Origin of the sequence: Spirosoma profusum, from assembly GCF_014699005.1 — a bacterium.
Taxonomy (GTDB): domain Bacteria; phylum Bacteroidota; class Bacteroidia; order Cytophagales; family Spirosomataceae; genus Spirosoma; species Spirosoma profusum.
The window spans coordinates 595,295-621,511 of record NZ_JACWZY010000001.1; the positions used below are offsets into that span (position 1 = coordinate 595,295).

Sequence of the window (26,217 nt, forward strand, 5' to 3'; positions counted from 1 at the left end):
AAGAGCGAAAGAGTGCCGCAACGGATGTTGAAAGAGCGAAAGAGCGAAAGTGTGCAGATGGACGGTGGTATTACCGTTTCACACTTCCGCTCTTTCGCTCTTTCGCTCTTTCAACATCCGTTGCGGCACTCTTTGTCACCGCTCTTTCTCTCTTTCACACTTTCGCTCTTTCTTTTTTCTATCTCCACGGCCCAAACTCGAAACTCGGGTATTGGGCCGGAAGGACGCTATTATCCCGTTCATGACTTTCGAGATGATTTTCAGGTTTATGATGAAGGAGCCAAGGCTTACATTCCGTATATCGTTGAACAGCACGCCAATCAGATTGCATTGAGTGCTTACGTTGATCTCGAAAGCAATCGGCATTATAGTTTACTGATTTCGACAAAGGAGGACGGCTATCTGTTCATCAATGCGGCTCTTAAACGAAAACTCCGCGCTAACCAATGGCAGGTACTACGTATCGATAGTCTGTTTCGCGTGTATCGCCAGCCGGAGATTTTCCTGACTATTTATGGACCGCCGGGTATCGAAGGCAAGCAGGTATTCATCGGTTACCCAAAATCAGCCACGCAGAAACAGGTTGTGCTACGTGACGATAACCTGAGCGTTCGTCCCCGTCCGCAGAAGTATTACACTAACTTTTTAGGTCTGGGTTTATTATTTCTGCTGGCTACACACGCCTTCCTTTTTTCGTTCTACCACCGTGCGTTTCTACGGTTTTATAGTTTGCGCGATTTAGTATCGCTACGTGCTCAAGAGGAATCCTTCCTGATCAATCGCCCACTTAGTGGCACCAATACGTTGTTTGTGCTCAATTTAAGTTTTATCCTCGCCTACCTGATCATTTTCGTACAAAGCCATAACCTGGACGTATTTGCGTCGCGACGGTTATTGTTGGGCGAACAACATCTTGGATGGGTCGCGGGTGAGTTTTTCCTGCTAAGTGCCGCTGCTTTCTTAAGCCTGATAGGTAAATACGTAAGCCTGGAAATTATTGGCGGATTATATAAATTACAGGGGATCGTCAATGTTCACTTTTTTAAGGTAATCCAGTCATCATTACTTTTTTTCGCCTACTTCACGATTCTACTAACTATTATTGCTTACAACTTACCAACCGTTGAATGGTCGCCGAGTGTATTGATTCCAATACTCACTATTTTCTACACAGCACGTCTGGCGCTGCTCTACGTGGTCATACGTAGCCAGGAGGCTATCAAGAATCTCTATTTATTTTCGTACCTTTGTATTGTCGAATTGATCCCACTCATCATCGGTTTACGTTTTGCACTGTGATGAGAAGTTGATGGTTTGCAACAGACCTTGCACGGTAACAAACTAACTGTATTGTAAGTTTTGCTGTACAGGTCAACGCAAAAAACCACAAACTAACGAATGACCCGAGTAGAGATTCAATGAACGAGACCAGCATCCATCCTTCCGAAAATCGGCTCAGTAGTGTGAGCCGGTTGTTAGTGACCCAATCCAGACCCGCCGACGAAAAATCTCCGTACTTTGACTTAGCTAATAAGTATAAACTCCAGATCGATTTCCGGCCCTTTATCCAGATCCAAGGTGTATCGTTTAAAGACTTTCGTCGCCAGAAAATAAACATTCTGGGGCATACGGCTATTATTTTCACCAGTCGGAATGCTATCGACCACTTCTTCCGGATTTGCCAGGAAGGACGTGTCGAGGTGCCTGCCGACATGAAGTATTTCTGTATATCTGAACAGACGGCTAATTACCTCCAGAAATACATCGTTATTCGGAAGCGGAAAATCTTCAGCGGTACGAAAACGGCTACTGAACTTTTTGATCTGATCAAAAAACACAAGACCGAGAAGTTTCTCTTTCCCTGCTCAAACATCCGTCGCAATGATATTCCGGAGTTTATGGATACGAGCGGACTGCACTTCACAGAAGCAGTCATGTATGAAACTGTACCGACCGATTTGTCAGATCTGGATATTCACAGCTACGATATTATTGCTTTTTTTAGCCCATCGGGGGTTAGTTCATTACTGAGCAATTTTCCGGAATTTAATCAGAATGGTACACGTCTGGCCGCTTTCGGTCCGACAACCGCCAAGGCCATTATTGATGCCGGATTGACACTTGATATTGAGGCTCCTTTACCGAATGCTCCGTCAATGACGGGCGCGCTGGAGCTTTATATTAAAAAAGCGAATAACTGATACGTAGTGAATAATACGTATAGGCTGAATGCCAGCTATGAGTGTTCAAACTCATTTCTGGCATTCAGTCTTTATTTATACACCAATAATTTGGCCTTATCAGCGTTAACTTGTAAACTGTGACCCTAAAGTAAAAAGCGTTGTCTAATTGATAACCAGCGACTCCGAATCCTGTTTTAGTAGTATGATTCGCACACTCTACGTTTACGCTTTCCTGCTTATTGTAGTTGTTCCGACAGCTATAGCTCAGCAGGATCCACAATTTAGTTTATACATGTATAACCCACTCTATTATAATCCGGCCGCTGCCGGATCGGAGGGGGTTTCACGAATACAGCTTACCCACCGAACGCAGTATCTGGGTTATCAGGCTATTGGGAGCAATGATAATGGGGCACAAAGCACCCAGCTTATATCCTACAATATGCCGCTGGATAACATCAAGTCAGGTATAGGTATATATGCGCTTAATGATAAGCTGGGTGCGGTCAGGAATCAGGCTGTACAGCTTTCGTATGCCTATCGGATGACACTCAAAAACGGTACGTTGGCCATTGGTGTGCAGGCTGGTTTATTTAGTAAAGGATATAATTATGGCGAGTTGCGGCCCGGTGAAGTAGGTGATCCTTTAATTCCAACCGGTACGATCAGTCAGGCCCGTCCCGATTTTGGCGCTGGTATCTACTACAATACAACTGATTATTGGGTTGGCGTGAGTATGAATCACATCAACGAAGCCACATATAACGTCGGTACTGATCGATCAACTAATCCGTTGAATCGAAATATGTATCTGACAGCGGGATACCGACTTGGTCTGGGATACAATATTGATGTACAGCCGTCTATATTGGTTCAATATACGACCCCTAGTCAGGGTAACGTAACGTTTAATCTGACTGGTACGTATGATAATCGAATCTGGGCGGGCGTTGGCTATCGTTATCAGGACGCTATTATGGCCACAGTAGGCATAAACCTCATGCGGAACAATGCGTTACGTGTAGGGTATTGCCTGGATATTGTGACGGGCCGAGTCAAAAGCCCTACGTCACATGAACTCCTGGTGTCTTATGCCTTACCAACTATAGATGCTCGTAAGAAACCGCTTATACGTACCCCCCGTTTTCGGTATTAAAAGAATAAAAAATTGCATAGTTCTGCGAAGCAGTAGCTACCGTTAGATATTTTGGCAATATTGTTGTTAGAGTGTTTAATGCGCGACTGTTAATTTTGTCAGATGGCCTATTGCTAAGGCTGTTTATCAAGTCCGATCAGTTTAAAAAAGGACGTAAAAAGAATATCGGACAGAAAATAAATTGGTACGGGTAAATACATACAATAACCAAACAGATTTTCGTTTTTAGTCTGATCTCGCACAAGAAGTAGGTAAAAGTTCTCACAATGATGAAGTATAACTGGTTAATAGTCAACGCAACCCGGGTAGTGATGGTCGCTGCAGTGGTGCTGCTTATGCAAGGTTGCGGCTTTCTAAAGTCAAAGTTTGGCGGTAATGGAGGCAAAAATGGCGAAGTTGGCGTTACGAATGGTGAAATCACCGCCACCAAACGTAAAGGATACTCGCAAACAACGCCATACGGTATGGTGCTGATTCCGTCGGGTTCATTTATCATGGGGCAGGCTGATGAAGACGTAGCAGCTACCCAGATCAACATGAACCGACAGGTAACGATCAGCTCGTTCTATATGGACGATGCCGAAATCTCGAACCACGAATACCGCCAATACGTCAATGCTCTGTTGGCCGACTCTGTTTCGACGCTTGGTGAAGAAGAAATCATGTCGAAATACTACCCCGACACAACCGTCTGGAAAAACGACTTTACCTATCACAATGGCGACCCAATGCTGGAGTATTATTTCTCACACCCGGCGTTCGATACGTACCCGGTTGTGGGTGTGAGTTGGAAAGGGGCACAACACTTCAGCCAGTGGCGTACAAACCTTTATAACGATTATCGCTCCAAAGAAGGCCAGTTTAATTCGCCCCGCTTCCGATTACCTTCGGAAGCTGAGTGGGAATGGGCAGCTCGTGGTGGCAAAAACGGAGCTAAATACCCTTGGGGTAACCCATACGTAGCGAATGGCAAAGGTTGCTATCTGGCTAACTTTAAACCACAACGTGGCAATTTTGACGCCGATGGTTATCCATATACAGCTCCAGCAACAGCCTATAGCCCAAATGATTACGGCTTATATAATATGGCTGGTAACGCAGCTGAGTGGTGCCGCGACGCCTACGCCGATAACTCCAACGCCATTGTTTGGGATATGAATCCCGACAACCAGAATGCCGACGAGCCTCGTAAAGTAGTACGTGGTGGTTCCTGGAAAGATATTGCTTACTACCTCGAAACAGGTACGCGCTATTACGAATATGAAGATCAGAAGCGTTCGTACATTGGGTTCCGTTGTGTAATGGATAATCTTGATGGACGTACTGCCACAGCACGTGGCGGTAAGGTTGGTGGTAGCAGCAAGAGCAAAAGCAGCAAAAAATCAGCTAAGAAAGTATAATAAATAGGCACAGATAAATCGTTTCTTCTGGAAAGGGTCTGTGCCTATTTTCAAATATTAACCTATACAAAAGTTCCCTATTCCAACCAACAATCGCTTATCATGGCAGCAAAACAGTCAGAAAGTTTCTTTTGGGATCGTCTGGTTCCAACCATTTATAGTGCTGGTGCGGCCGTCGTTATCTTCGGCGCATGGGCAAAAATTACGCACAACGAACAATTTGGTTTTATGTTGACGGTAGGTCTGCTGACCGAGGTAGTTATTTTCGCCTTATATGCTGTTCAGAGTTTTACGAACCCAACAACAGCTGCTACAGATTACGCCTGGGAACGGGTTTATCCAGAATTAGCCGATGAGTTTAAAGGTGAAGCACGCAAACCAGCTCCTCAAGCCAACGGCCTGACCGCTAATATGGATCAGATGCTGGCACAGGCCAAAGTGACCCCTGATGTATTTGAAAAACTGGGATCTGGTTTCCGTAATTTGAATGATACTGTATCAAGACTCGGCGACCTAACCGACGCTACAGTAGCTACCAACGATTATGCTCGTAACGTAAAAGCCGCATCGAGTTCACTGACCGAAATGAACAAGTCGTACAACACGGCCATTACGGCGGTTAGTTCAATGGCTGATGCTACGGCCGATACGAAAGAACTTCGTGATCAGACGCAGAAAGTAACCAAAAATATGGGTGCTTTGAATGCCGTTTATGAGCTGGAGCTGCAGGACACGAATAAGCACCTCAAAGCAATGAACGCATTCTATGGTAGTCTGACGGCTGCTATGGAAAACATGAGCGACGCCAGTCGCGATACACAACAGTTCAAAAATGAGCTGGCTAAACTGACAGGTAATCTGGCTTCGCTTAACACCGTTTATGGCAGCATGCTTACTGCCATGCGTGGAAACTAAAATCAGTTAAAGAGTTACAAAGTTGTAAAGTTCCTAGTTGGGAACTCTAACTATATACACAACTTTATAACTCTTTAACCCTACAACTTCATAACTCCTTTTATTCATACTACCATAATTTATGGCAGGTTCAAAAGAGTCACCCCGTCAGAAGATGATCGGGATGATGTATCTGGTATTAACCGCAATGTTGGCTCTCCAAGTCACATCGGCCATTCTGGAAAAGTTTGTACTTATTAACAATAGCTTAGAGCAGTCAACTGGGGCGGTTAGTAAAGTCAATCAGGCAACGGTTGATAATATCCGCGCTACGGTAGAGAAATCGGGTAACCGAGCTACTGACTTAGCTATTGTTAAACAGGCAGACGAAGTGCGGAAAATAACGTCCGATATTGTTGCTGAGGTCGATAAACTAAAAGAACAGGTTGTTGAGGCTGGTGGTGGCCGTGATGAGTCTGGTAATATCAAAAACTTGAGTGAAGAAGAAAAAGTAGCTCAATTAATGATAGGAACCTCTCGTAATGGGGCTGCTTTTAAGTTGAAGGACCAGTTGAACGGATATATTGATAATGTATCTAAATACTCAAGTAATAAATACGCACCACTGGCGCTAGACGGCAAGGATGATCCTATCGCAAACCGGTCCCCGGATCAACGTCGGAAAGATTTTGCTGAATTGAATTTTGCTCAGACACCAGTACCCGCTGCCTTGGCAGTATTGAGCCAAAAACAAGCGGATATTCGTCGGATTGAAGGTGAAGTTCTTGACCTGTTAGCTAGCAAAGTTGGCGCACAGGATGTTAAGTTCGACAAAATTATTGCCATGCTTAGCATGGATTCGAAAGTCGTTGTAGCGGGCACGAAGTTTAAAGGTCAGATGTTCCTTGCTGCTTCTTCATCGGGTATTCAGCCACGTATGAGTCTGAATGGTGGTTCTGTACGTATGCAGGATGGACAAGGTATTGTTGAATTTACGGCTCAGGGTGGTACCTACGATAAAAGTGGGCTGTCTCGCCGGGTTCTCACGGGTTCAATCGCCTATCAGACACCAGCTGGTTTGAAAACAGTACCTCTTTCAGCTGAGTATTTTGTAGCGAAACCATCTTATCAGATTGAAACCGGAACCATGCCACCTTTATATTTGGGTTGTGCTAATAAGTTAAGCATTCAGAGTCCTCAATTAGGTGCACTCTGGAATCCAAACTTTTCAGCTGATGGTGCGTCTGTTGTTTCATCTGGCGAAAAGGGGAAAATTACTGTAGTGCCAAGCGCCGCTAGCGTAGCATTAAATATTAGTAATGCGGGTAGTCTGTTAGGAACAGAACGTTTTAAAGTTAATAAAGTACCTCGCCCAACCTTGCAAATTTCGGTAGGTGGAACGCCAGCGAACGATCCTCGTGGTGTACCCGTGTCATCGGCACGTAGCGTGAAAATTCAGGCTGTAGCTGATCCTAGTTTTGCCGCTTATTCACCAGACGATGCGAACTTCCGTACAACAGGTGCCACTGTTTCGCTGGTACGTGGCGTAAAGCGTGTTACGTTCGTAACTGTACCGGCTGGTGGTGGTTCTATAGCCGCTATTGCTCAGGAAGCTCAACCAGGAGACCGTATTGTCATTCAAGTTGAGGGTGTACAACGCCGGAATTTCCGTGGTGAAATTAGCGACGTACCGATGGGGGCTCCACTTGCACAAGTTTCGCTCTATTAACGTACTAAAGCGGTTTATTTACCGTTAACAACTAAGAATTGACAACAAATAGCAGCCATGAAACAAAAGAGAATGGTGGGATACGCTGGTGGTTTGGCTGTTGCCATCCTGGCACTGGCAGGTAGTGACGTACTGGCTCAGGAAAAAGCTACCAACGGTACTAATCCGAATTCAGTTCGCGGCATCAACGAGAACGACATCATGATGAAGAAAACTCTTTGGCGTCGGGTCGACCTCAAGGAGAAACAGAATCAGTCGATGTTCTCTAAAAATAATGAGATTTCAAAATATCTCATGGAGGCCGTGAAAGCAGGCTTGATCGAAGCGTATACATCTGATTCGTGCACGACGAAACTTACCCCTGATAAATTTCATGAAAACCTGTTAGTTCCTAACACAGGTGGTGGTCTGTCTAAAGAAGAGATTGCTGCTGGTTTTACTGAAGATAATAAGAACGGTGCAGCCGATGATGGTTGGGGCGCCAAAAAAGACGATAAAAAGAAAACGGCTGACGATGGCTGGGGAGCACCTAAAAAAGCCGCTACCGCAGCGGCTGAGCCCGCTGATGATGGCTGGGGAACGCCTAAGAAAAAAACAGCCAAAAATGCGAAAGGTAAAAAAGGGAAAGCTCCCGTAGCTGCCCCTGTTGAAGAACCGAAAAAAGATTCGGTTGCTGTTGCTAAGGCTGCTCCCGCTTTCTCTGGTGATGAGTATTTCGCGAAAGAGTTGAATATTCTTGAAATCAAAGAAGACTGGATTTTCGACCGGAAGCGTTCTCGTTTGTACTATGACATTCAGACAGTGACGATTCTATTACCTGCTGACAAAAACACGGCTGGTTACGAAAAACCAATCGCGTCGTTCAAATACAAGGACTTGGACAAGCTCTTCCGTAGTGATCCAAAGAAATTTATCTGGTACAACCCGCAAAATCAGGCCCAGCACAAAAATCTGGCCGACGCTTTCGACTTACGTTTGTTCTATGGTCGGATTACGAAAGTAGCTAACCCGAACGATTCTGATCTGGTTGGTATGTATGGCGACCGTGAAGGTCTGCTTAAATCCTATCAGACCGAATATGAACTGATGGAAACTGAACACGGTCTTTGGGAATACTAATAAAAAAGCGGCTTTCGAGCCGCTTTTTTTATACTTTAAGATTTCTTGAATCGACTCACAAACTGGGTCGATTTTTTTATTGCTCAAGCATAGAAAAATACGATTTTAGCTTACTTGCCCGATCCTGACCGACTACTTCAGCAATTTCCTCGAACGTAGCATCGCGTATTTTTTTCACACCTTTAAAATGTTTCAGGAGTTTAGCTGCTGTCTTTTTACCAATCCCCTCCACATTTTCCAGTTCACTGATGAGGCTGTTTCTGCTACGTTTATCGCGGTGATACGTAATGGCGAAATGGTGCGCTTCATCACGAATACGCTGAATAAGTTTGAGTGATTCAGACTTTTTATCAATATAAAGTGGCAGATTATCCTCTGGAAAATAGATTTCCTCCAGCCGTTTGGCTATACCAATAATGGGAACTTTTCCGTATAAATCTAAAGCTTTCAATGCGTCGCAGGCCGCACTAAGCTGTCCTTTACCACCGTCGATGACGATTAAATCGGGCATGTCGGTTCCTTCGGTGAGCACGCGTGAATATCGGCGCGTAACGACTTCATACATACTAGCGAAATCGTTTGGCCCAACAACCGTTTTAATAGAAAAATGTCGATACTCGCGATTTGCGGGCTTGCCACCAATAAAGCAAACCATAGCTGATACTGGATTCGTACCCTGAATGTTCGAGTTATCGAAACATTCAATCCGTACGGGCAGATTTTTCAACTGTAAATCCTGCTTAAGTCGAATCAGCACTCGGTCTTTTTTGCTGGCATTAGCCGTTGCTTCGGCGGCTGCTCGTTCCTGACGTTCGCGCCGGAAGTACAGGACGTTTTTCAGCGACATATCCAGCAATTTTTTCTTATCGCCAATTTGCGGAACAGTAATTTCTGCCTTTAAATCAATGTCCAACGGAATGTTGGTTATAATCTCTTTCGCCTGGCTACCATACTGTTCACGAATTTCAACGATAATCATGGCCAGCAAATCAGCATCTGTTTCGTCAAGTTTTTTCTTGATCTCTATAGTATGCGTCTGAACAATGGTACCATTCACAACCCGCATAAAATTGATATAGGCTGCTGATTCGTCAGAAGCGATCGAGAAAACATCTGCGTCCGCAATTTTCGGATTAACTACCGTCGATTTGCTCTGAAACCGCTGTAGTACGTCTAACTTCTCTTTATAACCTTGTGCCTGTTCAAAAGCCAGTTCACCTGCGGCCTCAATCATCCGGCCTTTAAAATATTCTTGAGCCGGTTTCAGATTACCTTTCAGAATATGATGAATCTGCTCAATGTCTTTATTATAATCAGGCTCTGACTGCTTTGCTTCACACGGTCCTTTGCAGTTTCCAATATGGTATTCAAGGCAAACTTTATATTTTCCAGCAGCGATATTATCAGGAGCCAGATTATAATTGCAGGTACGTATCGTAAACAGTTGACTGAACATATCCAGCACTGTATACATGGGCTTTAGATTGGCAAATGGCCCGTAGAACGTACCGAGTTTACGATCGACTTGACGAGTCGTCAATACGCGGGGAAAATGTTCATTCGTGACGCAGACAAACGGGTAGGTTTTGTCATCACGTAGCAGAATGTTGTACTTAGGCTGGTATCGCTTAATTAACTGATTTTCCAACAGGAGTGCATCAAACTCAGTATGAACGATAGTGAATTCAATCTTACGAATTTGACTGACAAGACGTAACGTTTTTCGGTCATGATTTTTCGTATTCGTGAAATAACTGCTAACACGGTTCCTGAGGTCTTTGGCTTTGCCAACGTAAATCACTTCTCCCGTAAGATCGAAATACCGATAAACGCCGGGTTCATGCGGCACTTTGGATAACTCATGTTTGTAGTCAAACTCAGCCATAGAAGCCCGATTTGAAGAGGGTGAGGGCTTATTAGTAACAAGATATTTGCCCCAAAGGTTGCTGATAAATAGTTTGTAACACAGAGATACGCGGAGAGTAAAAGAGATTCACAAAGAGTAATCCTCAGTGAATCTCTTTTACTCTCCGCGTATCTCTGTGTTACAAACTATTATTGCAAAATTTCGTCCTCGTCCTCTGGTACCACCTTCGGCGGAATGTAGCGCTGTGAAGAATCAATGTGATAACCGCCACAATCAATCTTGAAATCATTTGGCTTCCGGAAAGGCTCCGGACGATAATTAGTTAACGTTTTATCGGCGTAGATTTTCTGCATATATGTGGCCCAGGCAGGCATAGCGATACGTCCTCCCTGACCATATTCAATAGAACGGAAGTGGATAGAGCGGTCGTCGCCACCCACCCAGAGTCCCGAAACCAAATGCTGTGTCATTCCCATGAACCAGCCATCCGAATAGTTGGACGTAGTACCCGTTTTAGCAGCAATTTCGTTACCACCTTCCAGTAACTTATACTGGGTACGCAGTCGCTGGGCTGTACCGCTTGGTTCTTCTACAGCACCACGCATTAAATGCAGCATTTCGTAAGCTCGATTCGCGCTAATCACCTGATTGCCATTCGGGCTAAATTGGGCTAAAACATTCCCGTTTTTGTCGGTAATTCGCCAGATCATGACTGGTTTAACCCGGATACCTCCGTTGGCAAACGCGCAATAAGCCGCTACCATTTCAAAAACCGATACGTCGCTTGTTCCCAGGCAAAGGGTTGGATCTTCTCGCAAATCTTTACTTTCGATGCCCATTTCGTGCGCGTATTTGATCACCTCGGCGGCACGTGTTTTCTTAATCAACTGGGCGCTAACAGTGTTAATCGATTGACCTAGCGCTTCACGTAACGATAAACTTTGGTAACTGTATCGACCCGTTGAATTTTTAGGTGTCCAGGCCGGGCCGTTATTGTTATCCTCGCCGTGGGCAAACGTAGTGGGTTGGTCAACGAGGTGGCTGCACGGCGTTACAAAGCCCTGATCCATAGCTGTCAGGTACACAAATGGTTTGAACGTAGAACCTGGCTGCCGGCGTCCTTGCCGCACGTGGTCGAATTTCATGTGCTTGAAATTAATACCGCCCACCCATGCTTTTACGTAACCATTACGTGGATCTATCGACGCGAAACCTGTGTTTAGCAGGCGTTTATAGTAACGGATGGAATCCAGCGAACTTAAGGTTGTATCTTTTTCATTACGTTTCCCACCATAGACAAACACTTTCATCTTGATTGGCTTTCGCATTTCGCGCCAAATGGCTTGTTCATCGGCCCCAAACTCGGCTTTCAGTTGTTTATAGCGTGTGGTCCGACGGGCTACGTTTTCAATGAAGCCCGGAATCTCTACGTATCGTTCGTTACGCTTGCCTTTACCTCTGACTTTGTCCCGCTGTACCCAAGGATTTCGACCGCGCCAGTGTTCGTAAAACTTCCGTTGCTGATCACGCATGTTGGCCATCACCGCTTCTTCTGCGTAGGTCTGCATCCGCGAGTCGATGGTCGTATAAATCTTCAGGCCGCTGGTATAGAGATCGAGGTCGGCGTCGGGGTTTTCCTCGTTATATTTCTTTATCCATTGCCGAAGGTCAGCGCTAATCACCGACCGGAAATAAGCCCCCATTCCGGTGTTCGAGTTTTCGACACTGAAATCGAGTTTTAAGGGCTTACGCTTATAGGTAAAAAACTGTTCCTGGCTCAGAAACTTGTATTTTTTCATCTGCGACAGCACTACGTTCCGGCGTTCTTTAGTACGTTGCTCAAACAGACGCGGGTTATAGAGCGTCGGATTTTTGAGCATACCGACCAGCATCGCAGCTTCTTCTACGTTTAACTGCCAAGGTTCTTTCGCGAAATACGTTTTGGCGGCTGTTTTGATCCCATACGTATTGTTACCGAACGAAACCGTGTTCAGGTACATCATCATGATTTCCTGCTTGGTGTAGTTTCGTTCCAGACGTACCGCCAGAATCCATTCTTTGGTTTTGGCAATGACAAGGCCAATAATCGGGATACTGCCCAAAGCCCCACGAAGTTCTTCCTGGCGCGTATCGAACAGGTTTTTGGCCGTTTGCTGGGTTAACGTACTGCCGCCACCCGAACTCGACGCATTACGGAAGGTCAGAAAACCACCCACCGCCCGGAAAAGCGAGCGCGGATCAATACCAGAGTGTTTAATAAATCGGGCATCTTCGGTAGCCAGCAGTGCCGACGTAACGTTTGGCGACACCTGCGAAATTTCGATAGGTGTGCGGTTTTCAATGTAGTATTTTCCCAGCAGTTGCTGGTCATAGGTATAAATTTCTGACGCTTCTTCGCTTTTCGGGTTCTCCAGCGCTTTCAGACTGGGCATACCGCCAAAGAGCCACAGGAAATTGTAACTGACTGCAATAACGTATAATATCAATAACGCAATGCCAATCAGGGAATATCGCCAGAGATTTCGGATAATTGTCCGATAGGGGCCGGACGCAAATTCAACCATTCTAGAGTTTGGGTTTCAAGTTCTGGTTTGTTGTTCCAGTTTATAAATTCGTCAGCTAATCCGGAACAACAAACCTGGAACAGCAGGAGTTTACTTTCGTTTTGCGGTTGCCTGTTCAGCGGCCGTCTGCATTTCCTTCACGCGGGGAAGGAGCTGGCTCGCCGGGTAGTCGCGTACAAATTCGTTGAGAGCCTGCCGGTAAGCGTCTACAGTTTGCATTTTACCGACCAGCATAACACGTAGCAGGGCCAATTTATCTTCTAATTGTGTACCGGCAAACGTACGTAGTGCATTTTCGGCCTGCGCCAATGCTTCGGTATTATTGTTGGCTTTATAAAGTTCATAAATAGCCGTATACTTTTTCAAGGCCTGCGCTTCGGCATCCGTTGTTTGCCCGGCGCTACGTCCGCTTAAACGGGCGTAGGACGTATTCGGAAATTCGGCCAGTAATTTATCTTTCCAGGGGGATGCTTTACCCAACTGCTCGTTCGATAGATGCAACAAGTAATATACTTCGGGTTTTTGCAGCGTATTGGGGTATCGGGTTAGTAGCTGTTCGAACGTAGTGATCGCATCCGTCGGTTGATTAAGTTGAAGTTTATAGAGCTTCCCTAATCGATAAAGCGCATTTTCGATACGTTGGTTAGACGCTGCCTGAGCTTCTTTCGTAAACGGGATCTGACTCTTCATAACAGTTTTCTGCGCCATTCTCGCTTGCGCTGGACTCGTTGGGCCAGCACCCGCAACTGGTGGAGTGTCAGACAATTGTACTGGCAAGTTTGGATTAATCGAGTTAGCGGGCGAATTCCCTGAAACAGGGCTATTCAATCCGGCAACCGATGCAGAAGCTTCCTTATTACTACGTCGCCAGTTGTCTTCAAGGGTGCGATTTCCCCAGCGAGTCGTAAATTCCTGTCGCCCCTGACTCAGTGTCACCGGATTATAAAGTGCCCAGCGTTCGGCGGGCTGGAGGTTTGAGTTGGTGGCTCCGGGCACTACGCTCGTATTACCATTTGTAGCACGATCAACAATCTGTTTGGCTAAATCGGCCTGCGCTTTATCTTCTTTTTCGCGCTGATCAATTACTTTGTCGAGTAGTTTATTGAGCGCAGCCGAATCGAGCTGCGCCAGGTGGAGCAGACTGTCTTCAGTACGTATCGTTGATTTATACTGCACGAATTCGTCAAGCGTTTTTTTGCGGGCAGCCAACGTAGCGTAATCGAGCGATTGTTTAGGCATCAAGGCCAAAGCGCTGTCATAGTATACTTTAGCCCGGTCGTAATTGCCTTTCTTTTCGTAATACAACTTTCCAATTTCCAGATACGTATACGGAACCTGCGTGGTGTTTGAACCCGCTGCCTGAATTGACTGCGTATATAACTGAATGGCCTTATCGACCCGGCCGCTACGTGCTTCGAGCAACCCCATCGTAAAATAAATCTTGTCTTTCAAATCCTCATTTTTACGATCCTTGAGCATCCGCTCAAACGTTTCGTTCGATTGGGCGAGCCGCTTCTGATCGCCAGTCAGGCCGTTACTTTGGATGGCATAGAGGTTGGCGTAGAAAGATTGGTCGTAAGTTGGTCGCGATTGTAGTACCTGCCGATACTGGTCGACCGCTTTGGCTGGCTGACCAATAACGTCGTAAAGCTGACCGGCAATCAGGTGAAGGCGAGCTGTTGCTTCTCCTTTCTTCAGAACTGGAAACGTAGCTTCCAGAATGCCTACCGACGTAGCATATTCGCCTTGTCGCTCATGGAGATAGGCTTTAGTCAGGTAAAAATCGCGCGTGTTGACTTTGTTCAGTGGCTGATTGCGGAGGTATTCTGCTACGTTCAGCGCGTTGGTATAATCGCTGGCTTCGATATACGCCCGCATAAGGCCAACCAACGCCGTATGTTTATCATTTTCGTTGGTGCCTTTGGTGTTGACGTACTTGAACACTTCAATGGCATTGGGCAAATCCTGTTTCAGCAATCGCGCCCGACCAATGAGATTATAGGCATCGTCGAGCCATTTGCTGTTCTGATGGCGTTCGGGGATGAGCGAGGCTTTTTTTATGGCATCGTCAATCTGTGGTTTCACCGCCGAAATAGAATTGGAATCGACGGGAAGCAGAATAGGCAGTACCTGGTTGTAATTCTCCTGGCGTGCTTTAAACAGAATCTGCTCAGCCTCGTTTATCTGATCGCGGGCAATAACATAAGCGTTGTAATGCGCCGTCAGGTTATGATAGCCTTTGCTGATCGGTTTGGTACTGTACTGAGAACACGACACCAGTCCGTCGGCCAGTAGAACAAAGACCGCAAGGAATAAAAATGGATGATTAAAAAAACAGCGGGACATTCGGAGATAACGCGTGGTCGCTCGTATTAAAACGTCTCAGGCCGCTCTGGCAATATGGAACGTCAGCCCAAATTAACGAATTTTATAAGCCAACTAGTACTTAATGCCTGATTTCTATGGAAAATAGCCCAGAAACCCCTAAACCTGACGATAATAAAAAAGACGTAATGAAGACAACTACCGAACGTACTACGTCGATTGTGCAATATAGCGGCATCGCTTTTCAGATGCTGGGCACGATTGGGTTAGGGGTATGGGCGGGTCACAAACTCGATGAATGGCAACAAAACAAAACACCCGTCTGGACAATTGTGCTGTCGCTCACGGCCATTGGGGCATCGTTATACCTATTTATTCGGCAGCTTACCAAGAATAGCTGAGTGTTACGTTGAATAAGTTGCTTCGTAATTTTTGTCATGCTGAGGTACGAAGCATCTTACAATGTCTTCTTCCCCAAGTTAGGGTACTTTAAGATGTTTCGTACCTCAGCATGACAAAACCGCTACCTACTTAAACAGTTTTACGAATGCTATTACTTGGAGTAATGGCATTCGTTGATCACCACTTCAGCAGCGCCGACGCCCAGGTGAAGCCGCTGCCGAAAGCGGCCAGACAAATTAAATCACCCGGCTGTACGCGGCCCTTTTCATAGGCTTCAGTTAGCGCAATCGGAATAGAGGCCGCAGTTGTGTTGCCGTAGTTCTGAATATTGTTATAAACTTTTTCTTCAGGCAGATTCATCTGCTGGCGAACATACTCCGAAATGCGAATATTGGCCTGATGGGGTACAAGTAATGATAAGTCTTCAGGCTTATAGCCGTTCGCTTGCAGGCTCTCGTTGATCACTTCCATGAACCGAACAACGGCGTGTTTAAAAACCGTGTTGCCGTTCATCGTTACGTTGTAATTACCTTCGGCTAACGTAGCGTCGGAAAGCCAACGACCTTCGCGGCTACTTCCCGGATCGCGCACATACAGCTCTTCGGCAAAACGACCATCGGCATGAAGGTGAGTCGATAAAATACGGTGTTCAGGATCGGTGGTCGCCTGTACAACCGCTGCACCAGCTCCATCGCCGAAAATAACGGCCACTCCACGCCCCTCGTTGCTTTTGTTTAGGAACGTCGACTGAATTTCAGACCCCACCACCAGAATGGTTTTATACATTCCTGTCTTGATGAACTGGTCGGCAATCGACAGGGCGTATACAAAACCCGAGCACTGATTTCGGATGTCAATGACGCCAATATTTTCCATACCCAGTTCGCGCTGCATCAGAAACGCGGAACCGGGGAAAAAATAATCGGGTGTGATCGTGGCGTAAACAATTAAATCTACCTCAGCAGGTGCTACGTTGGCCCGATCGAGAGCCATCCAGGAAGCTGCCGTAGCCATGCTGGCATTGGTATCTTTTCCATAGGTGAAATAACGCCGTTGTTTAATACCCGTTCGCTCCTGAATCCAGGCATCGGAGGTATCCATATATTGGGTCAGGTCGTCATTTGTCACTACGTTATCAGGAACGTAGAAGCCCAACCCTTTTATGCTTGAGTAAACCGTGCTCATTCGTTATAGGAAAAAAGTAAGCAAAAATAGGAAACTTCCGTAGTTGATACGTAAAATAGATGTTTCAGTTTTCGCCTATTACGTAACCTTGTTTAGGCTGCGTGCAACTCAAACGAATATTCTTCCATGATAAGATTCGCCAGCAGTTGCGTGCAAGCTGAATCGACCGTCGACCGGGCTTGTTCCTCACTGTCGGCATCAACTTCAAGTCGGATGTGCTTGCCAATGCGAACGTTATCGATGTTGTCCATCTGAAGGTTATGCAATCCAAGCTTAACGGCTTTGCCCTGCGGGTCCAGAATTTCCGAACGGGTCATAATGTTGATCTCAGCGATGTATTTCATTGTAAATGAGTGAAAGAGCAATTTCAAAGAGCGAAAGAGCGAAAGCGTGAAAGAGCGAAAATTCAGCGCTCTCACTCTTTCACGCTTTCGCTCTTTCGCTCTTTAGAAAATAGTGAAACAAGAATATATAGCAGGATGATGATTGGGATGGCTGCGAACTGCAAAAATAACAGGAGCAGCACAGAAGCCAGCAGAAAACTGTATTTAATACGATTTTCGGCCCAACCGAACGATTTGAATTTGAGCGCAAATAAGGGAATCTCAGCAACCAGCATAAACGAAAAGGCGATGAGCATGCCCAGTACCGTATCGTTTTTCCAGAGTGCGTCAAATTGAGGCTGGTAGCGTTCCATAAGCGGAAAAGCAGCAATCAATAGCGTATTGGCCGGCGTGGGTACACCTATAAACTGATCACTTTGCCGTGTATCAATATTGAATTTTGCCAGACGTAACGCCGATAAAACGGCAATCAGAAACGCGCCGTACGAAATGGCTTCTAATCCCTGGAACCAGCAAAGCTGGAAGACAATCATGGCGGGCAACACACCGAACGTAACAACGTCGGCCAGCGAATCGAGTTCTTTCCCGAAAGGCCCCGAAACTTTTACTAAACGAGCTACAAAGCCATCGCCAAAATCAAGAATTGCGGCTACGAAAATCAGCCAGGCAGCCGTATCCAGGTGGCCGCGTAGCGTCATAACTATACCAATGCACCCGCATAGCAAATTGCCGCAGGTCATGGCATTCGGAATGTGTTTTAACATATAAGTAATGCGGACAACATGTCCGCAGTGAAATTAACTGTGCGGATATCTTGCCCGCGTTACCCCCTCACAAACGGATTGGTTCGTTTTTCGTGCCCGATTGTTGTAGAGTCCATGTGGCCTGGGTATACAACGTAATCGTCGGGCAAGGTATACATTTTTGTTCGAATGCTGTTGAGTAGGTCGGCATGGTTACAGTATGGAAAATCCGTGCGGCCAACGCTTCCCCGAAACAGTACATCGCCACCTACTACGTATCGTTCGGCATGATTCACAAACGCTACGTGTCCGGGAGCATGGCCCGGTACAAACAGTACGTCCAGTACCGTATCCCCAAACTTAAATTGATCGCCTTCCTGCAGATAAGCATCAATTTCGGATGGCTCGTACCCTCGCAAGCCATAAACCATGCAGCGTGTTGGTACGTCGTTAAAGATAACCATATCGCGCTCGTGCAGATAAGCCTTAACCCCAAACTTGCGCTTCACGTAGGCAACGCCAAACACATGGTCCAGATGAGAATGTGTCAATAATAAATACTTTACCGTAAGATTCTTCGATTCAATAAACTGGCCTAGAGCCTCTTTCTCCGCTTGATCGTAACAACCCGGATCAATGATAACCGATTCATTTGTCGCTTCATCGACAATCACATAGGTATTTTCCTGAAACGGCGAAAACTCAAAAGAGTGAACCATAGATTAGTTGTCAGTCGCTAGTCGTCAGTGACTATAGACTGACAACTAGCGACTATCGACTTTTATTTACAAAAGTAGAAAGACCGTTGGCTTTTTGCGTAAATCAGGCACCTGCGTTTTCCATTCCCGGATAGTCAGCGTTCGCACAAATGCATCGGGAGCCGTCAGGTTACAGGCGACGCACAGGCGCGTGTTGGCCTGACAGCTTGCGAGTATGTCTGTAAAAAGGGCGTCGTTACGGTAGGGCGTTTCCATGAAAATCTGCGTTTGCTGCCGTTGCTGGGCTTCTTTTTCCAGATAACGTAGCGTTCTGATACGTTCCTGTTTGTCGATAGGTAGGTAACCGTGAAACACGAACGACTGGCCACTCAAGCCCGATGCCATTAGTGCCAGTAAAATAGCCGATGGTCCCACCAGCGGCTCGACTCGCCAGCCCAAGGTATGCGCCATACCTACCAACGTAGCACCGGGGTCGGCTACACCAGGGCAACCCGCTTCGGAAAGAACACCCGCGTTACGTTTGCGTTCGGTCAACTCCTGAATCTGTCGGCGCGTATCGGCGGGTGGCGTGTCTTTGTCGAGGTCGAAAAAAGTGGTTTCGTCGATTACTCGACTGGTTTTCAGGCCACTAATAAACCGCCTTGCCGACCGGGTATTTTCGACAAAATACGTATCAGTATCCTCAATTACGTCCCGGATGCGGGGCGGCAAAACCTGATGAAACGTATCGTCGGCAAGCAACGTAGGAATAAGAAAGAGCGTTGGCATAGGCTGGCCTTTACATCAGGCAATAAATTTCATCAGGACTTCAACAAATTCTGCCGGTTTTTCAGCCTGTACCCAATGGCCAGCTCCCTCAATTGTTTCGATCTGAACATTGGGGAAAATACTTTTGATAGTGGGAATATCCTTGTCGAGAACGTAGTGCGATTCGCTGCCCCGGATAAACAATGTAGGATCGGTAACGATACGTTGATTAGTCAATTCCTGGCCAACAACATCCAGTTCTCGTTCAATAACCGGAAGATTCAGTCGCCAGGCAAATTCGCCCTGTTCAGTTCTGTACAGATTTTTGAGCAGAAATTGACGTACCGTCAGAATAGGCTCGTATTGGCTCAAAACAGCATCGGCTTCACTACGACTTTTGATACGCATCAGGTCGATAGCCTTCATTCCCCGGACAAGGTCGGCATGATGAACCGGATAATATTTGGGCGCTATATCAACAATCACTAACTTTTGGTACGTATCAGGCTGAAGCATAGCGTATTGCATCACAACCTTACCGCCCATTGAGTGACCAACGAGAATAGGTTTATCTAACTGATGATCGGTGAGAAACTCACGTAAATCGGCGGCCATCGACGGATAATTGTGTTCATCGGCGCGTGGCGATTGCCCGTGGTTACGTTGATCGACTAAAAAGACCCGATATCCTCGACTTGCAATCACTTTACTAATGGTCAGCCAATTGTCGGAAGATCCGAAAATGCCATGCAGAATAACAATGGCTGGTCCGGAATCACCAACCTGACGAAAGAAGAGTGTCATGGTAAAAAACGTAATACTAGCCAGCGCCTGTAACTGGTTGTCTTAAAATTCAAGTTAACCGCGTGACCAATTTGAACAACCTGGAAAAGTTTTTTTATGAAAAGTTGACGCGACAAAACTAAGTCAGAAAATAAGGATTAAAGTGCCTGTGCGGTGACTAAATATTCAGTTAAACAAGGAAAACTGATTGTTAGGCCGCAAAATCACTGATTGACTCAAATTGAGTTAATAATATAGTAATGTCACTTTATAGAACCTAAACATTCTAAAATAGGGTTATTTATAGAATTTTGTCTGTGTATGTGCATATAGTGGTACTTTTTTAAGATGAAGCGTTTTTGTAGATCAAAAAAATAAAGCATATTTGTTCTTGATATTCTTTGAGAATCAAACGATAGTCCGTAAGACTACTAACCAAATCAAACACTTCTATGTCTAGAAAACTACTGCAATTTCGAGTGGCTTTTTTGCTGATCGGCAGTATGCTATTGACTCCGTTTCTTGGAAGCGTAGCGGTAGCGCAGGTAACAACCTCGGTTATTGTAGGGCAGGTTACCGATGACAAAGGTGGCCCATTACCGGGAGCTACCGTCATCGCTATCCACGAACCATCTGGAAGCCGCTATGGTACCACTACAAACGCATCGGGGCGGTACACGCTTCCTGGAGTCCGGGTCGGTGGACCGTTCAAAATCACTGCTACGTATGTCGGCTTTAAAGATCAGGTCGTTGATGGCATATCTACCAACTTAGGTACGTCTTCCGACGTAAATTTTAAGATGGTAGATAATAGCACCGCTCTATCGGAGGTTATTGTTACCAGCAACCGTAACGGTATCATCAGTTCGAACCGCACGGGGGCTGCTACGTCTTACGGTCGTGAAACGATTAATACGGTTCCAACACTGGGCCGTACAATTTCTGATATCACCAAGTATAACGCCTACGGTAACGGGCAGTCGTTTGGTGGGCAGGATGCCCGTTTTAATAACATTACTATTGACGGTGCCGTATTTAATAACGGATTTGGATTAGGCTCGTCGGCTATCGCTGGTGGACGTACCGGTACGACAGCGGTTTCGCTGGACGCTCTGGACGAAATCCAGTTGAACGTAGCACCGTTCGATGTTCGTCAGACAGGTTTTACGGGAGCCGGTATCAACGCGGTAACTCGGTCTGGAACGAACGATTTCTCGGGTTCGGTTTACTACCTTTTCAGAAACAATAGTCTGGCCGGTAAAACAGCCGATGGCAGAAGCTTGCCACCGGTTACTATCGATCAAAAAACACAGGGTGTTCGGATTGGTGGTCCGATCATTAAAAACAAGCTGTTCTTCTTTGCAAACGTAGAACAGTATCAGAGCAGCGTTCCGGCATTGGATTATTCGGCCGACCGGGTATCTGGAAATACGGGTAACGTATCGCGTGTATTGGCCGCCGATCTGGAAGATATAAGCTCGTTCATGAAAACGAACTTTAACCGGGATCTGGGCGCTATCGATAACTATAACAACCAGATTAAGAGCATAAAAGGATTGCTGCGACTCGACTGGAATATCAACGACAACCATAAACTGTCTCTTCGGTATTCGCACCACGATTCTCAGTCCGATCAGTCAATCAGCAATAGTAATAGTAGTGGTACTGCTGGGTTTGGTAACCGCGCTGGTTATTCTTCGGCGGGTTATGCCGGTAACCTGGCTTTGTCGCCACGTAACACGGGTTATATCATTGCCGACAACACCCGTTCGTTTGCGGCTGAATTGAACTCGACCTTTGGCGGGAAATTCGCTAATAAACTGGTTGTTACGTATAACAAACAGATTGAAGACAGAACGTACCTGACCGACGTATTCCCGACGATCGATATTCTGAAGGACAATACGACGTATATGTCGGTTGGTTTTGATCCGTTTACGCCGAATAACAAGTTGAATTATTCGACGCTGAATCTTACGAACAACTTTAGCGTATTTGCCGGAAATCATACCCTGACATTTGGTGTATCGTATGAGAAATATACGTCGAACAACGTTTTCTTCCCTGCGTCGAACGGTGTATATGTATACAACTCAATCGCTGATTTTAAAACAGCAGCTCTAGCTTCTATCAGCAACCCAACCGCTACTACGTCGCCAGTTACGGTACGTCAGTACAACTTGCGTTACTCGCTGTTGCCCGGTGGAATTGAGCCATTACAGACCCTGAACAGAAGTACCTATAGCGCTTATGCTCAGGACGAATTTCAGGCTAGCCCGAATTTCAAGTTGACGATGGGCTTACGGGCTGAGATTTTTGCTTATGACAATTCAACGGCTAAAGATTTTAACAACCCTGTTGTAGCCCGTCAGACGTATAAAGATGAGAATAACGCCGACTATAAACTGAATACAGGTGCTTTCCCTAAGGCTCGTTTGCTGATTTCGCCCCGTGTTGGTTTCAACTGGGATGTGAAAGGGGATAAGATGACTCAGGTGCGTGGTGGTAGTGGTATTTTCGTATCTCGTATTCCTGAAGTATTAGTGTCTAACCAGTTAGGAAATAACGGTGTTAATACGGCTCTTCTGAGCTTCCAGAACACAACAGCTTACCCATTTGTGACCGATCCAAGCAAACTGCCAGCAGCTGTAAGACCTGTTGTTTCTAATGTGGAAAGCATCACGGGTTATGCCGTTAATGCTACGGATCAGGAACTACGGTATCCAATGGTTTGGAAAACTAACGTGGCTATAGATCAACGGTTACCATGGGGCTTAATTGGAACAGTTGAAGTTATCTATAACAAAACGCTCCAGAATCTTCGTTACATCGACGCCAACCTGAAAGCGCCAACTCGCCAGCTGACAGCTACTGGCGACAACCGTAATCTGTTCCCTGCCGCAGGTGTAACAGGAACCGCAGCGATCAACACCGCTCGATTTATCAATTATCCATTCAATACGAACGCATTTGTGCTGAAAAACACAAATGAAGGTAACTCGTATACGTTCACTGGAAAACTTGAAAAACCAGCCGCCAATGGCTTCGGTGGTATGCTGGCTTATACATACGGTCTGGCAAGAGATCTTCAGTCGGTAGGTAGCACAGTTGTTGGTAATGCTCCAACGGTGAACGGACAAAACTATTTGACCCTGTCTTACGGTGACAATGACCTGCGCCACCGGATTATCGGTTATGTGAACTACCGCCTGAATTACGGTGGTAAGTTCGGCGGCTCAACTACCTTTACGTTGGGTATGCAATCGACCAGTGGATACAAAGTGTCGTATACGGTTGGTGGTGATTTGAACGCCGACGGTCAGACTACCAATGATCTGTTATACGTACCAGCCAATGCTTCACAAACAACATTCGCTTCGTTGACGGTTGGTTCGGGTGCATCGGCAGTTGTTTACACGCCAGAACAGCAACAGGCTGCCTTCAATGCCTATATTGAAAATAACGAATACCTGAAAACCCGTCGTGGACAGTATGCAGAACGTAATGGTGGTTTTGCACCATGGCTTACTCGCTTTGACCTTACGGCCATTCAAGAGTTCTATATACGAGTGGGTGCTAAAGGAACCAGACACACGCTTCAATTCCGGGCAGATATCCTAAACGTAGGGAACTTTCTCAATGATAAATGGGGTGTAGGTTGGGCAAGTACGGCTGCTAGTCCGCTGGCTTTAGTAAGTGTTAATGCGGCAGGCTCACCAACGTATCGTCTGGGCACTCAGTCAGTTATTGAAAATGGTGCCAGCCGAACCATTCTCTTAAGAGATTCTTTTGTGAAGAGTGTCACGATCGATAACGTTTGGCAGGCTCAGCTTGGCGTTCGTTATTCGTTCTAAACAGAATTGTAAGTTTTGCACAAAAATCCCCGCATCATCTGTGTGGGGATTCTTGTTTTATAGGCTTGTAGCATGAAAAAGTCGGTTTTTGTTTGTCTTTTATGCTTAGTTGTGCAGCAAAGTTTAGCACAGCAAATAGATCGTTTTCGTGATATACAGGCACTGGATGAGCATTTTCAGCCTAAGCCAGACCGGAAGCATCCACTTATTCTCGCCCATCGGGGTGGACCGGGGCAGGGTGACACAGAAAACTCGATCACTACGTTCGATAAGACGGCCATAGCGTTGCCAGACGCTATTATTGAAATGGATGTACGAATGACCCAGGACAGTACGCTCGTTCTGCTCCACGACGCTACGTTAAATCGAGAATCAGATGCGAAAGGGAACGTAGCAGAATGGACATTCAACAACCTGAAGAAGATTCGGCTTAAAACGCTGGCCGGAGAACTAACTAACGAACGCATTCCTACGTTCGCCGACGTATTAAACTGGAATCAGAATCGCTACGTACTGGCATTGGACGTAAAACCTGGAACCGATCTGCTACGTACCATGAAGGAAGTTCAGAAATATGGTGCCGAACATTCAGTTTTCGTGATTTGCTATTCTCCAGCCGACGCCCAGCGAATGCGCAAACTCTACCCGAATCTTTGGCTGGCTTTAGGTGTAAGTGGCATGTCTGACGTAGAAAAATGGGAAATTAATCTGCCCGTTTCAGGCCGATTAATTGCGTTAACACCCCAAAAATTACAAGAATCCGCCTTTTATGAACGATTGCATAAACTGGGTATCCTTTGCTCAGTGGGTACGTATGGCGCGGGCCAGCTCGATGAAATGCCCATCAAAGACGCTGCTTCTGGTTATCGTAATACGTTTCGGCAAGGCGGTGATATTTTGACAACGGACCGTCCAAAAGAAGTGGCTGATTTATTTTAATAACTATGCTACGTCACTATCTGCTCGTTTTTTCGCTACTCATTTATTCGGTTGGGAGCAACGCCCAGCAGACCGGACAGCCGTTACCTGACTGGCAACAGGGTCAGCTTGATATTCACCATATCAACACCGGTCAGGGAAATGCTACGTTCGCCATTCTTCCCGACGGTACTACGTTGTTAATCGACGCCGGAGCCATCAACTCCCTCGACTGGCGGACTAATAAACCGCGAAATATTCCAACAAAGCCTGATAACTCTCGTCAGGCTGGTGAATGGATTGCCCGTTACGTCCGCAAAGTGCTGAATTTTCAGCCAAAGCCAGTCATTGATTATGCCATCATTACCCATTTTCACGACGATCACATGGGAATGTCGCTGAACGTAACGAAACGCTCAGCCGGTGGCTACGTAGCAACCGGAATTACAGAAGTCAATGACTTTATTCCAATACACAAAATTATAGATCGCGGCTGGCCCGATTATTCGTATCCTCGCTCGTTTGTCAGCGATTCTATGGTGAGCAATTACCGACAATACCTGAACTGGCAGGTGAAGCACAATAAACTGGCTGTTGAACGATTTCAGGCCGGACGTAGCGATCAGATTAAGCTGTTATATAAACCAGCAACGTATCGGGACAACTTTGAGATTAAAAATCTGATGGTAAATGGCGAAATGTGGACAGGGCAGGGGAGTACTACCCGGTCGCTATTTCCTGACCTGAGTACACTGAAACCGGCAAATTATCCCAATGAAAATATGTGTAGCGTTGTCTTTCTGCTACGTTACGGCAACTTCGACTATTTTTCCGGGGGCGACATTCAGGGCGTACTTCAGTTTGGCGCGCCGGCCTGGCACGATGTAGAAACACCGTTAGCTAACGTAGCGGGGCCGGTTGATGTACACTTACTTAATCACCACGGCTATCCTGATTCCGAAAACGGTACGTTGCTGGCCAGTTTGCGACCACGCGTTCTGGTGATTCCTGCCTGGGCGTCTTCACATCCGGGACACGACGTATTGGAACGTATTTATTCAGAGCAAACGTACCAGGAACCTCGCGATGTGTTTGCAACAAATTTGCTCAGTGAGGCTAAAACTGCCATTCAGGATTTTCTACCCCGACTCAAAAGCGAATCCGGGCACGTAGTGATACGTGTGGCTAAAGGCGGTAATACGTATCAGGTGCTAGTGCTGGATGATACAAGTGAGTCGTTCAGAATTAAGGCCGTACATGGGCCCTACCAGGCGCAGTAATCGAA

Annotated in this window: 20 protein-coding genes; 11 read left to right on the forward strand and 9 right to left on the reverse strand. The window is 46.1% G+C overall.

What is annotated here, in order from left to right:
• Positions 1-12 precede the first annotated feature (12 nt).
• From IC229_RS02175 to porN, 7 genes are all read left to right on the forward strand, one after another.
• Entirely contained in the window at positions 13-1,299 is a 1,287-nt protein-coding gene (locus tag IC229_RS02175) for a DUF4271 domain-containing protein (protein ID WP_317171502.1), read from the forward strand.
• A 119-nt stretch (positions 1,300-1,418) separates the two neighbouring features.
• Positions 1,419-2,201 carry a uroporphyrinogen-III synthase gene (locus IC229_RS02180; protein WP_190885267.1) on the forward strand — a complete coding sequence of 261 codons (783 nt, stop codon included), beginning with the start codon at positions 1,419-1,421 and terminating at the stop codon, positions 2,199-2,201.
• Positions 2,202-2,385: 184 nt separating this feature from the next.
• Positions 2,386-3,339: a PorP/SprF family type IX secretion system membrane protein gene (locus IC229_RS02185; protein ID WP_190885268.1), complete on the forward strand. Its 954-nt coding sequence runs from the start codon at positions 2,386-2,388 to the stop codon at positions 3,337-3,339.
• Positions 3,340-3,605: 266 nt separating this feature from the next.
• Complete coding sequence (gene porK, locus IC229_RS02190) at positions 3,606-4,739, forward strand: T9SS ring complex lipoprotein PorK/GldK (RefSeq protein WP_190885269.1); 1,134 nt, start codon at positions 3,606-3,608, stop codon at positions 4,737-4,739.
• 102 nt (positions 4,740-4,841) lie between these two features.
• Entirely contained in the window at positions 4,842-5,654 is an 813-nt protein-coding gene (gene porL / locus IC229_RS02195; protein ID WP_190885270.1) for a type IX secretion system motor protein PorL/GldL, read from the forward strand.
• A gap of 121 nt (positions 5,655-5,775) precedes the next feature.
• Positions 5,776-7,362: a type IX secretion system motor protein PorM/GldM gene (gene porM / locus IC229_RS02200; protein WP_190885271.1), complete on the forward strand. Its 1,587-nt coding sequence runs from the start codon at positions 5,776-5,778 to the stop codon at positions 7,360-7,362.
• Positions 7,363-7,419: 57 nt separating this feature from the next.
• Entirely contained in the window at positions 7,420-8,481 is a 1,062-nt protein-coding gene (gene porN, locus IC229_RS02205) for a type IX secretion system ring subunit PorN/GldN (RefSeq protein ID WP_190885272.1), read from the forward strand.
• 76 nt (positions 8,482-8,557) lie between these two features.
• On the opposite strand, the gene uvrC is transcribed toward porN, so the two are convergent.
• The 3 genes from uvrC to porW form a co-directional block, all read right to left on the reverse strand.
• The gene (gene uvrC / locus IC229_RS02210; protein ID WP_190885273.1) at positions 8,558-10,366 is read right to left on the reverse strand and encodes an excinuclease ABC subunit UvrC; all 1,809 of its coding nucleotides are present in this window, start codon (positions 10,364-10,366) and stop codon (positions 8,558-8,560) included.
• Positions 10,367-10,536: 170 nt separating this feature from the next.
• Positions 10,537-12,912, reverse strand: coding sequence for a penicillin-binding protein 1A (locus IC229_RS02215; RefSeq protein ID WP_190885274.1), 2,376 nt, complete (start codon positions 12,910-12,912; stop codon positions 10,537-10,539).
• 90 nt (positions 12,913-13,002) lie between these two features.
• Positions 13,003-15,258 (reverse strand): type IX secretion system periplasmic lipoprotein PorW/SprE, encoded by a 2,256-nt coding sequence (porW, locus tag IC229_RS02220; RefSeq protein WP_190885275.1) that lies wholly within the window; start codon positions 15,256-15,258, stop codon positions 13,003-13,005.
• Between the two features lie 116 nt (positions 15,259-15,374).
• Here porW and IC229_RS02225 point away from each other — a divergent pair, with 116 nt between their 5' ends.
• Positions 15,375-15,638 (forward strand): AtpZ/AtpI family protein, encoded by a 264-nt coding sequence (locus IC229_RS02225; RefSeq protein WP_190885276.1) that lies wholly within the window; start codon positions 15,375-15,377, stop codon positions 15,636-15,638.
• A 178-nt stretch (positions 15,639-15,816) separates the two neighbouring features.
• On the opposite strand, the gene IC229_RS02230 is transcribed toward IC229_RS02225, so the two are convergent.
• From IC229_RS02230 to IC229_RS02255, 6 genes are all read right to left on the reverse strand, one after another.
• On the reverse strand, positions 15,817-16,824 hold the full coding sequence (locus IC229_RS02230; RefSeq protein WP_190885277.1) for a 3-oxoacyl-ACP synthase III family protein: 1,008 nt from the start codon (positions 16,822-16,824) through the stop codon (positions 15,817-15,819).
• Positions 16,825-16,916: 92 nt separating this feature from the next.
• Positions 16,917-17,168, reverse strand: coding sequence for a phosphoribosylformylglycinamidine synthase subunit PurS (gene purS, locus IC229_RS02235; protein WP_190885278.1), 252 nt, complete (start codon positions 17,166-17,168; stop codon positions 16,917-16,919).
• Between the two features lie 71 nt (positions 17,169-17,239).
• Positions 17,240-17,932 carry a CDP-diacylglycerol--serine O-phosphatidyltransferase gene (pssA, locus tag IC229_RS02240; protein WP_223833808.1) on the reverse strand — a complete coding sequence of 231 codons (693 nt, stop codon included), beginning with the start codon at positions 17,930-17,932 and terminating at the stop codon, positions 17,240-17,242.
• 59 nt (positions 17,933-17,991) lie between these two features.
• Complete coding sequence (locus IC229_RS02245; protein ID WP_190885279.1) at positions 17,992-18,630, reverse strand: MBL fold metallo-hydrolase; 639 nt, start codon at positions 18,628-18,630, stop codon at positions 17,992-17,994.
• 66 nt (positions 18,631-18,696) lie between these two features.
• Entirely contained in the window at positions 18,697-19,398 is a 702-nt protein-coding gene (locus IC229_RS02250) for an SAM-dependent methyltransferase (protein ID WP_190885280.1), read from the reverse strand.
• Between the two features lie 15 nt (positions 19,399-19,413).
• Entirely contained in the window at positions 19,414-20,181 is a 768-nt protein-coding gene (locus tag IC229_RS02255) for an alpha/beta fold hydrolase (protein WP_190885281.1), read from the reverse strand.
• A 431-nt stretch (positions 20,182-20,612) separates the two neighbouring features.
• On the opposite strand from IC229_RS02255, the gene IC229_RS02260 reads away from it, so the two are divergent.
• From IC229_RS02260 to IC229_RS02270, 3 genes are all read left to right on the forward strand, one after another.
• Entirely contained in the window at positions 20,613-24,014 is a 3,402-nt protein-coding gene (locus tag IC229_RS02260) for a TonB-dependent receptor (RefSeq protein ID WP_190885282.1), read from the forward strand.
• 72 nt (positions 24,015-24,086) lie between these two features.
• On the forward strand, positions 24,087-24,953 hold the full coding sequence (locus IC229_RS02265) for a glycerophosphodiester phosphodiesterase family protein (RefSeq protein ID WP_190885283.1): 867 nt from the start codon (positions 24,087-24,089) through the stop codon (positions 24,951-24,953).
• Positions 24,954-24,958: 5 nt separating this feature from the next.
• Positions 24,959-26,212, forward strand: coding sequence for a ComEC/Rec2 family competence protein (locus IC229_RS02270; RefSeq protein WP_190885284.1), 1,254 nt, complete (start codon positions 24,959-24,961; stop codon positions 26,210-26,212).
• Positions 26,213-26,217 lie beyond the last annotated feature (5 nt).

Excerpts from the sequence above, each read along its gene's own strand:
- IC229_RS02260 (WP_190885282.1), top strand. The coding sequence starts at position 20,613 with ATGTCTAGAAAACTACTGCAATTTCGAGTGGCTTTTTTGCTGATCGGC.
- uvrC (WP_190885273.1), bottom strand. The coding sequence starts at position 10,366 with ATGGCTGAGTTTGACTACAAACATGAGTTATCCAAAGTGCCGCATGAA.
- purS (WP_190885278.1), bottom strand. The coding sequence starts at position 17,168 with ATGAAATACATCGCTGAGATCAACATTATGACCCGTTCGGAAATTCTG.
- porW (WP_190885275.1), bottom strand. The coding sequence starts at position 15,258 with ATGTCCCGCTGTTTTTTTAATCATCCATTTTTATTCCTTGCGGTCTTT.
- IC229_RS02245 (WP_190885279.1), bottom strand. The coding sequence starts at position 18,630 with ATGGTTCACTCTTTTGAGTTTTCGCCGTTTCAGGAAAATACCTATGTG.
- porM (WP_190885271.1), top strand. The coding sequence starts at position 5,776 with ATGGCAGGTTCAAAAGAGTCACCCCGTCAGAAGATGATCGGGATGATG.
- IC229_RS02225 (WP_190885276.1), top strand. The coding sequence starts at position 15,375 with ATGGAAAATAGCCCAGAAACCCCTAAACCTGACGATAATAAAAAAGAC.
- porN (WP_190885272.1), top strand. The coding sequence starts at position 7,420 with ATGAAACAAAAGAGAATGGTGGGATACGCTGGTGGTTTGGCTGTTGCC.
- pssA (WP_223833808.1), bottom strand. The coding sequence starts at position 17,932 with ATGTTAAAACACATTCCGAATGCCATGACCTGCGGCAATTTGCTATGC.
- IC229_RS02265 (WP_190885283.1), top strand. The coding sequence starts at position 24,087 with ATGAAAAAGTCGGTTTTTGTTTGTCTTTTATGCTTAGTTGTGCAGCAA.
- IC229_RS02230 (WP_190885277.1), bottom strand. The coding sequence starts at position 16,824 with ATGAGCACGGTTTACTCAAGCATAAAAGGGTTGGGCTTCTACGTTCCT.
- IC229_RS02250 (WP_190885280.1), bottom strand. The coding sequence starts at position 19,398 with ATGCCAACGCTCTTTCTTATTCCTACGTTGCTTGCCGACGATACGTTT.
- IC229_RS02180 (WP_190885267.1), top strand. The coding sequence starts at position 1,419 with ATGAACGAGACCAGCATCCATCCTTCCGAAAATCGGCTCAGTAGTGTG.
- porL (WP_190885270.1), top strand. The coding sequence starts at position 4,842 with ATGGCAGCAAAACAGTCAGAAAGTTTCTTTTGGGATCGTCTGGTTCCA.
- IC229_RS02215 (WP_190885274.1), bottom strand. The coding sequence starts at position 12,912 with ATGGTTGAATTTGCGTCCGGCCCCTATCGGACAATTATCCGAAATCTC.
- porK (WP_190885269.1), top strand. The coding sequence starts at position 3,606 with ATGATGAAGTATAACTGGTTAATAGTCAACGCAACCCGGGTAGTGATG.
- IC229_RS02185 (WP_190885268.1), top strand. The coding sequence starts at position 2,386 with ATGATTCGCACACTCTACGTTTACGCTTTCCTGCTTATTGTAGTTGTT.
- IC229_RS02270 (WP_190885284.1), top strand. The coding sequence starts at position 24,959 with ATGCTACGTCACTATCTGCTCGTTTTTTCGCTACTCATTTATTCGGTT.
- IC229_RS02255 (WP_190885281.1), bottom strand. The coding sequence starts at position 20,181 with ATGACACTCTTCTTTCGTCAGGTTGGTGATTCCGGACCAGCCATTGTT.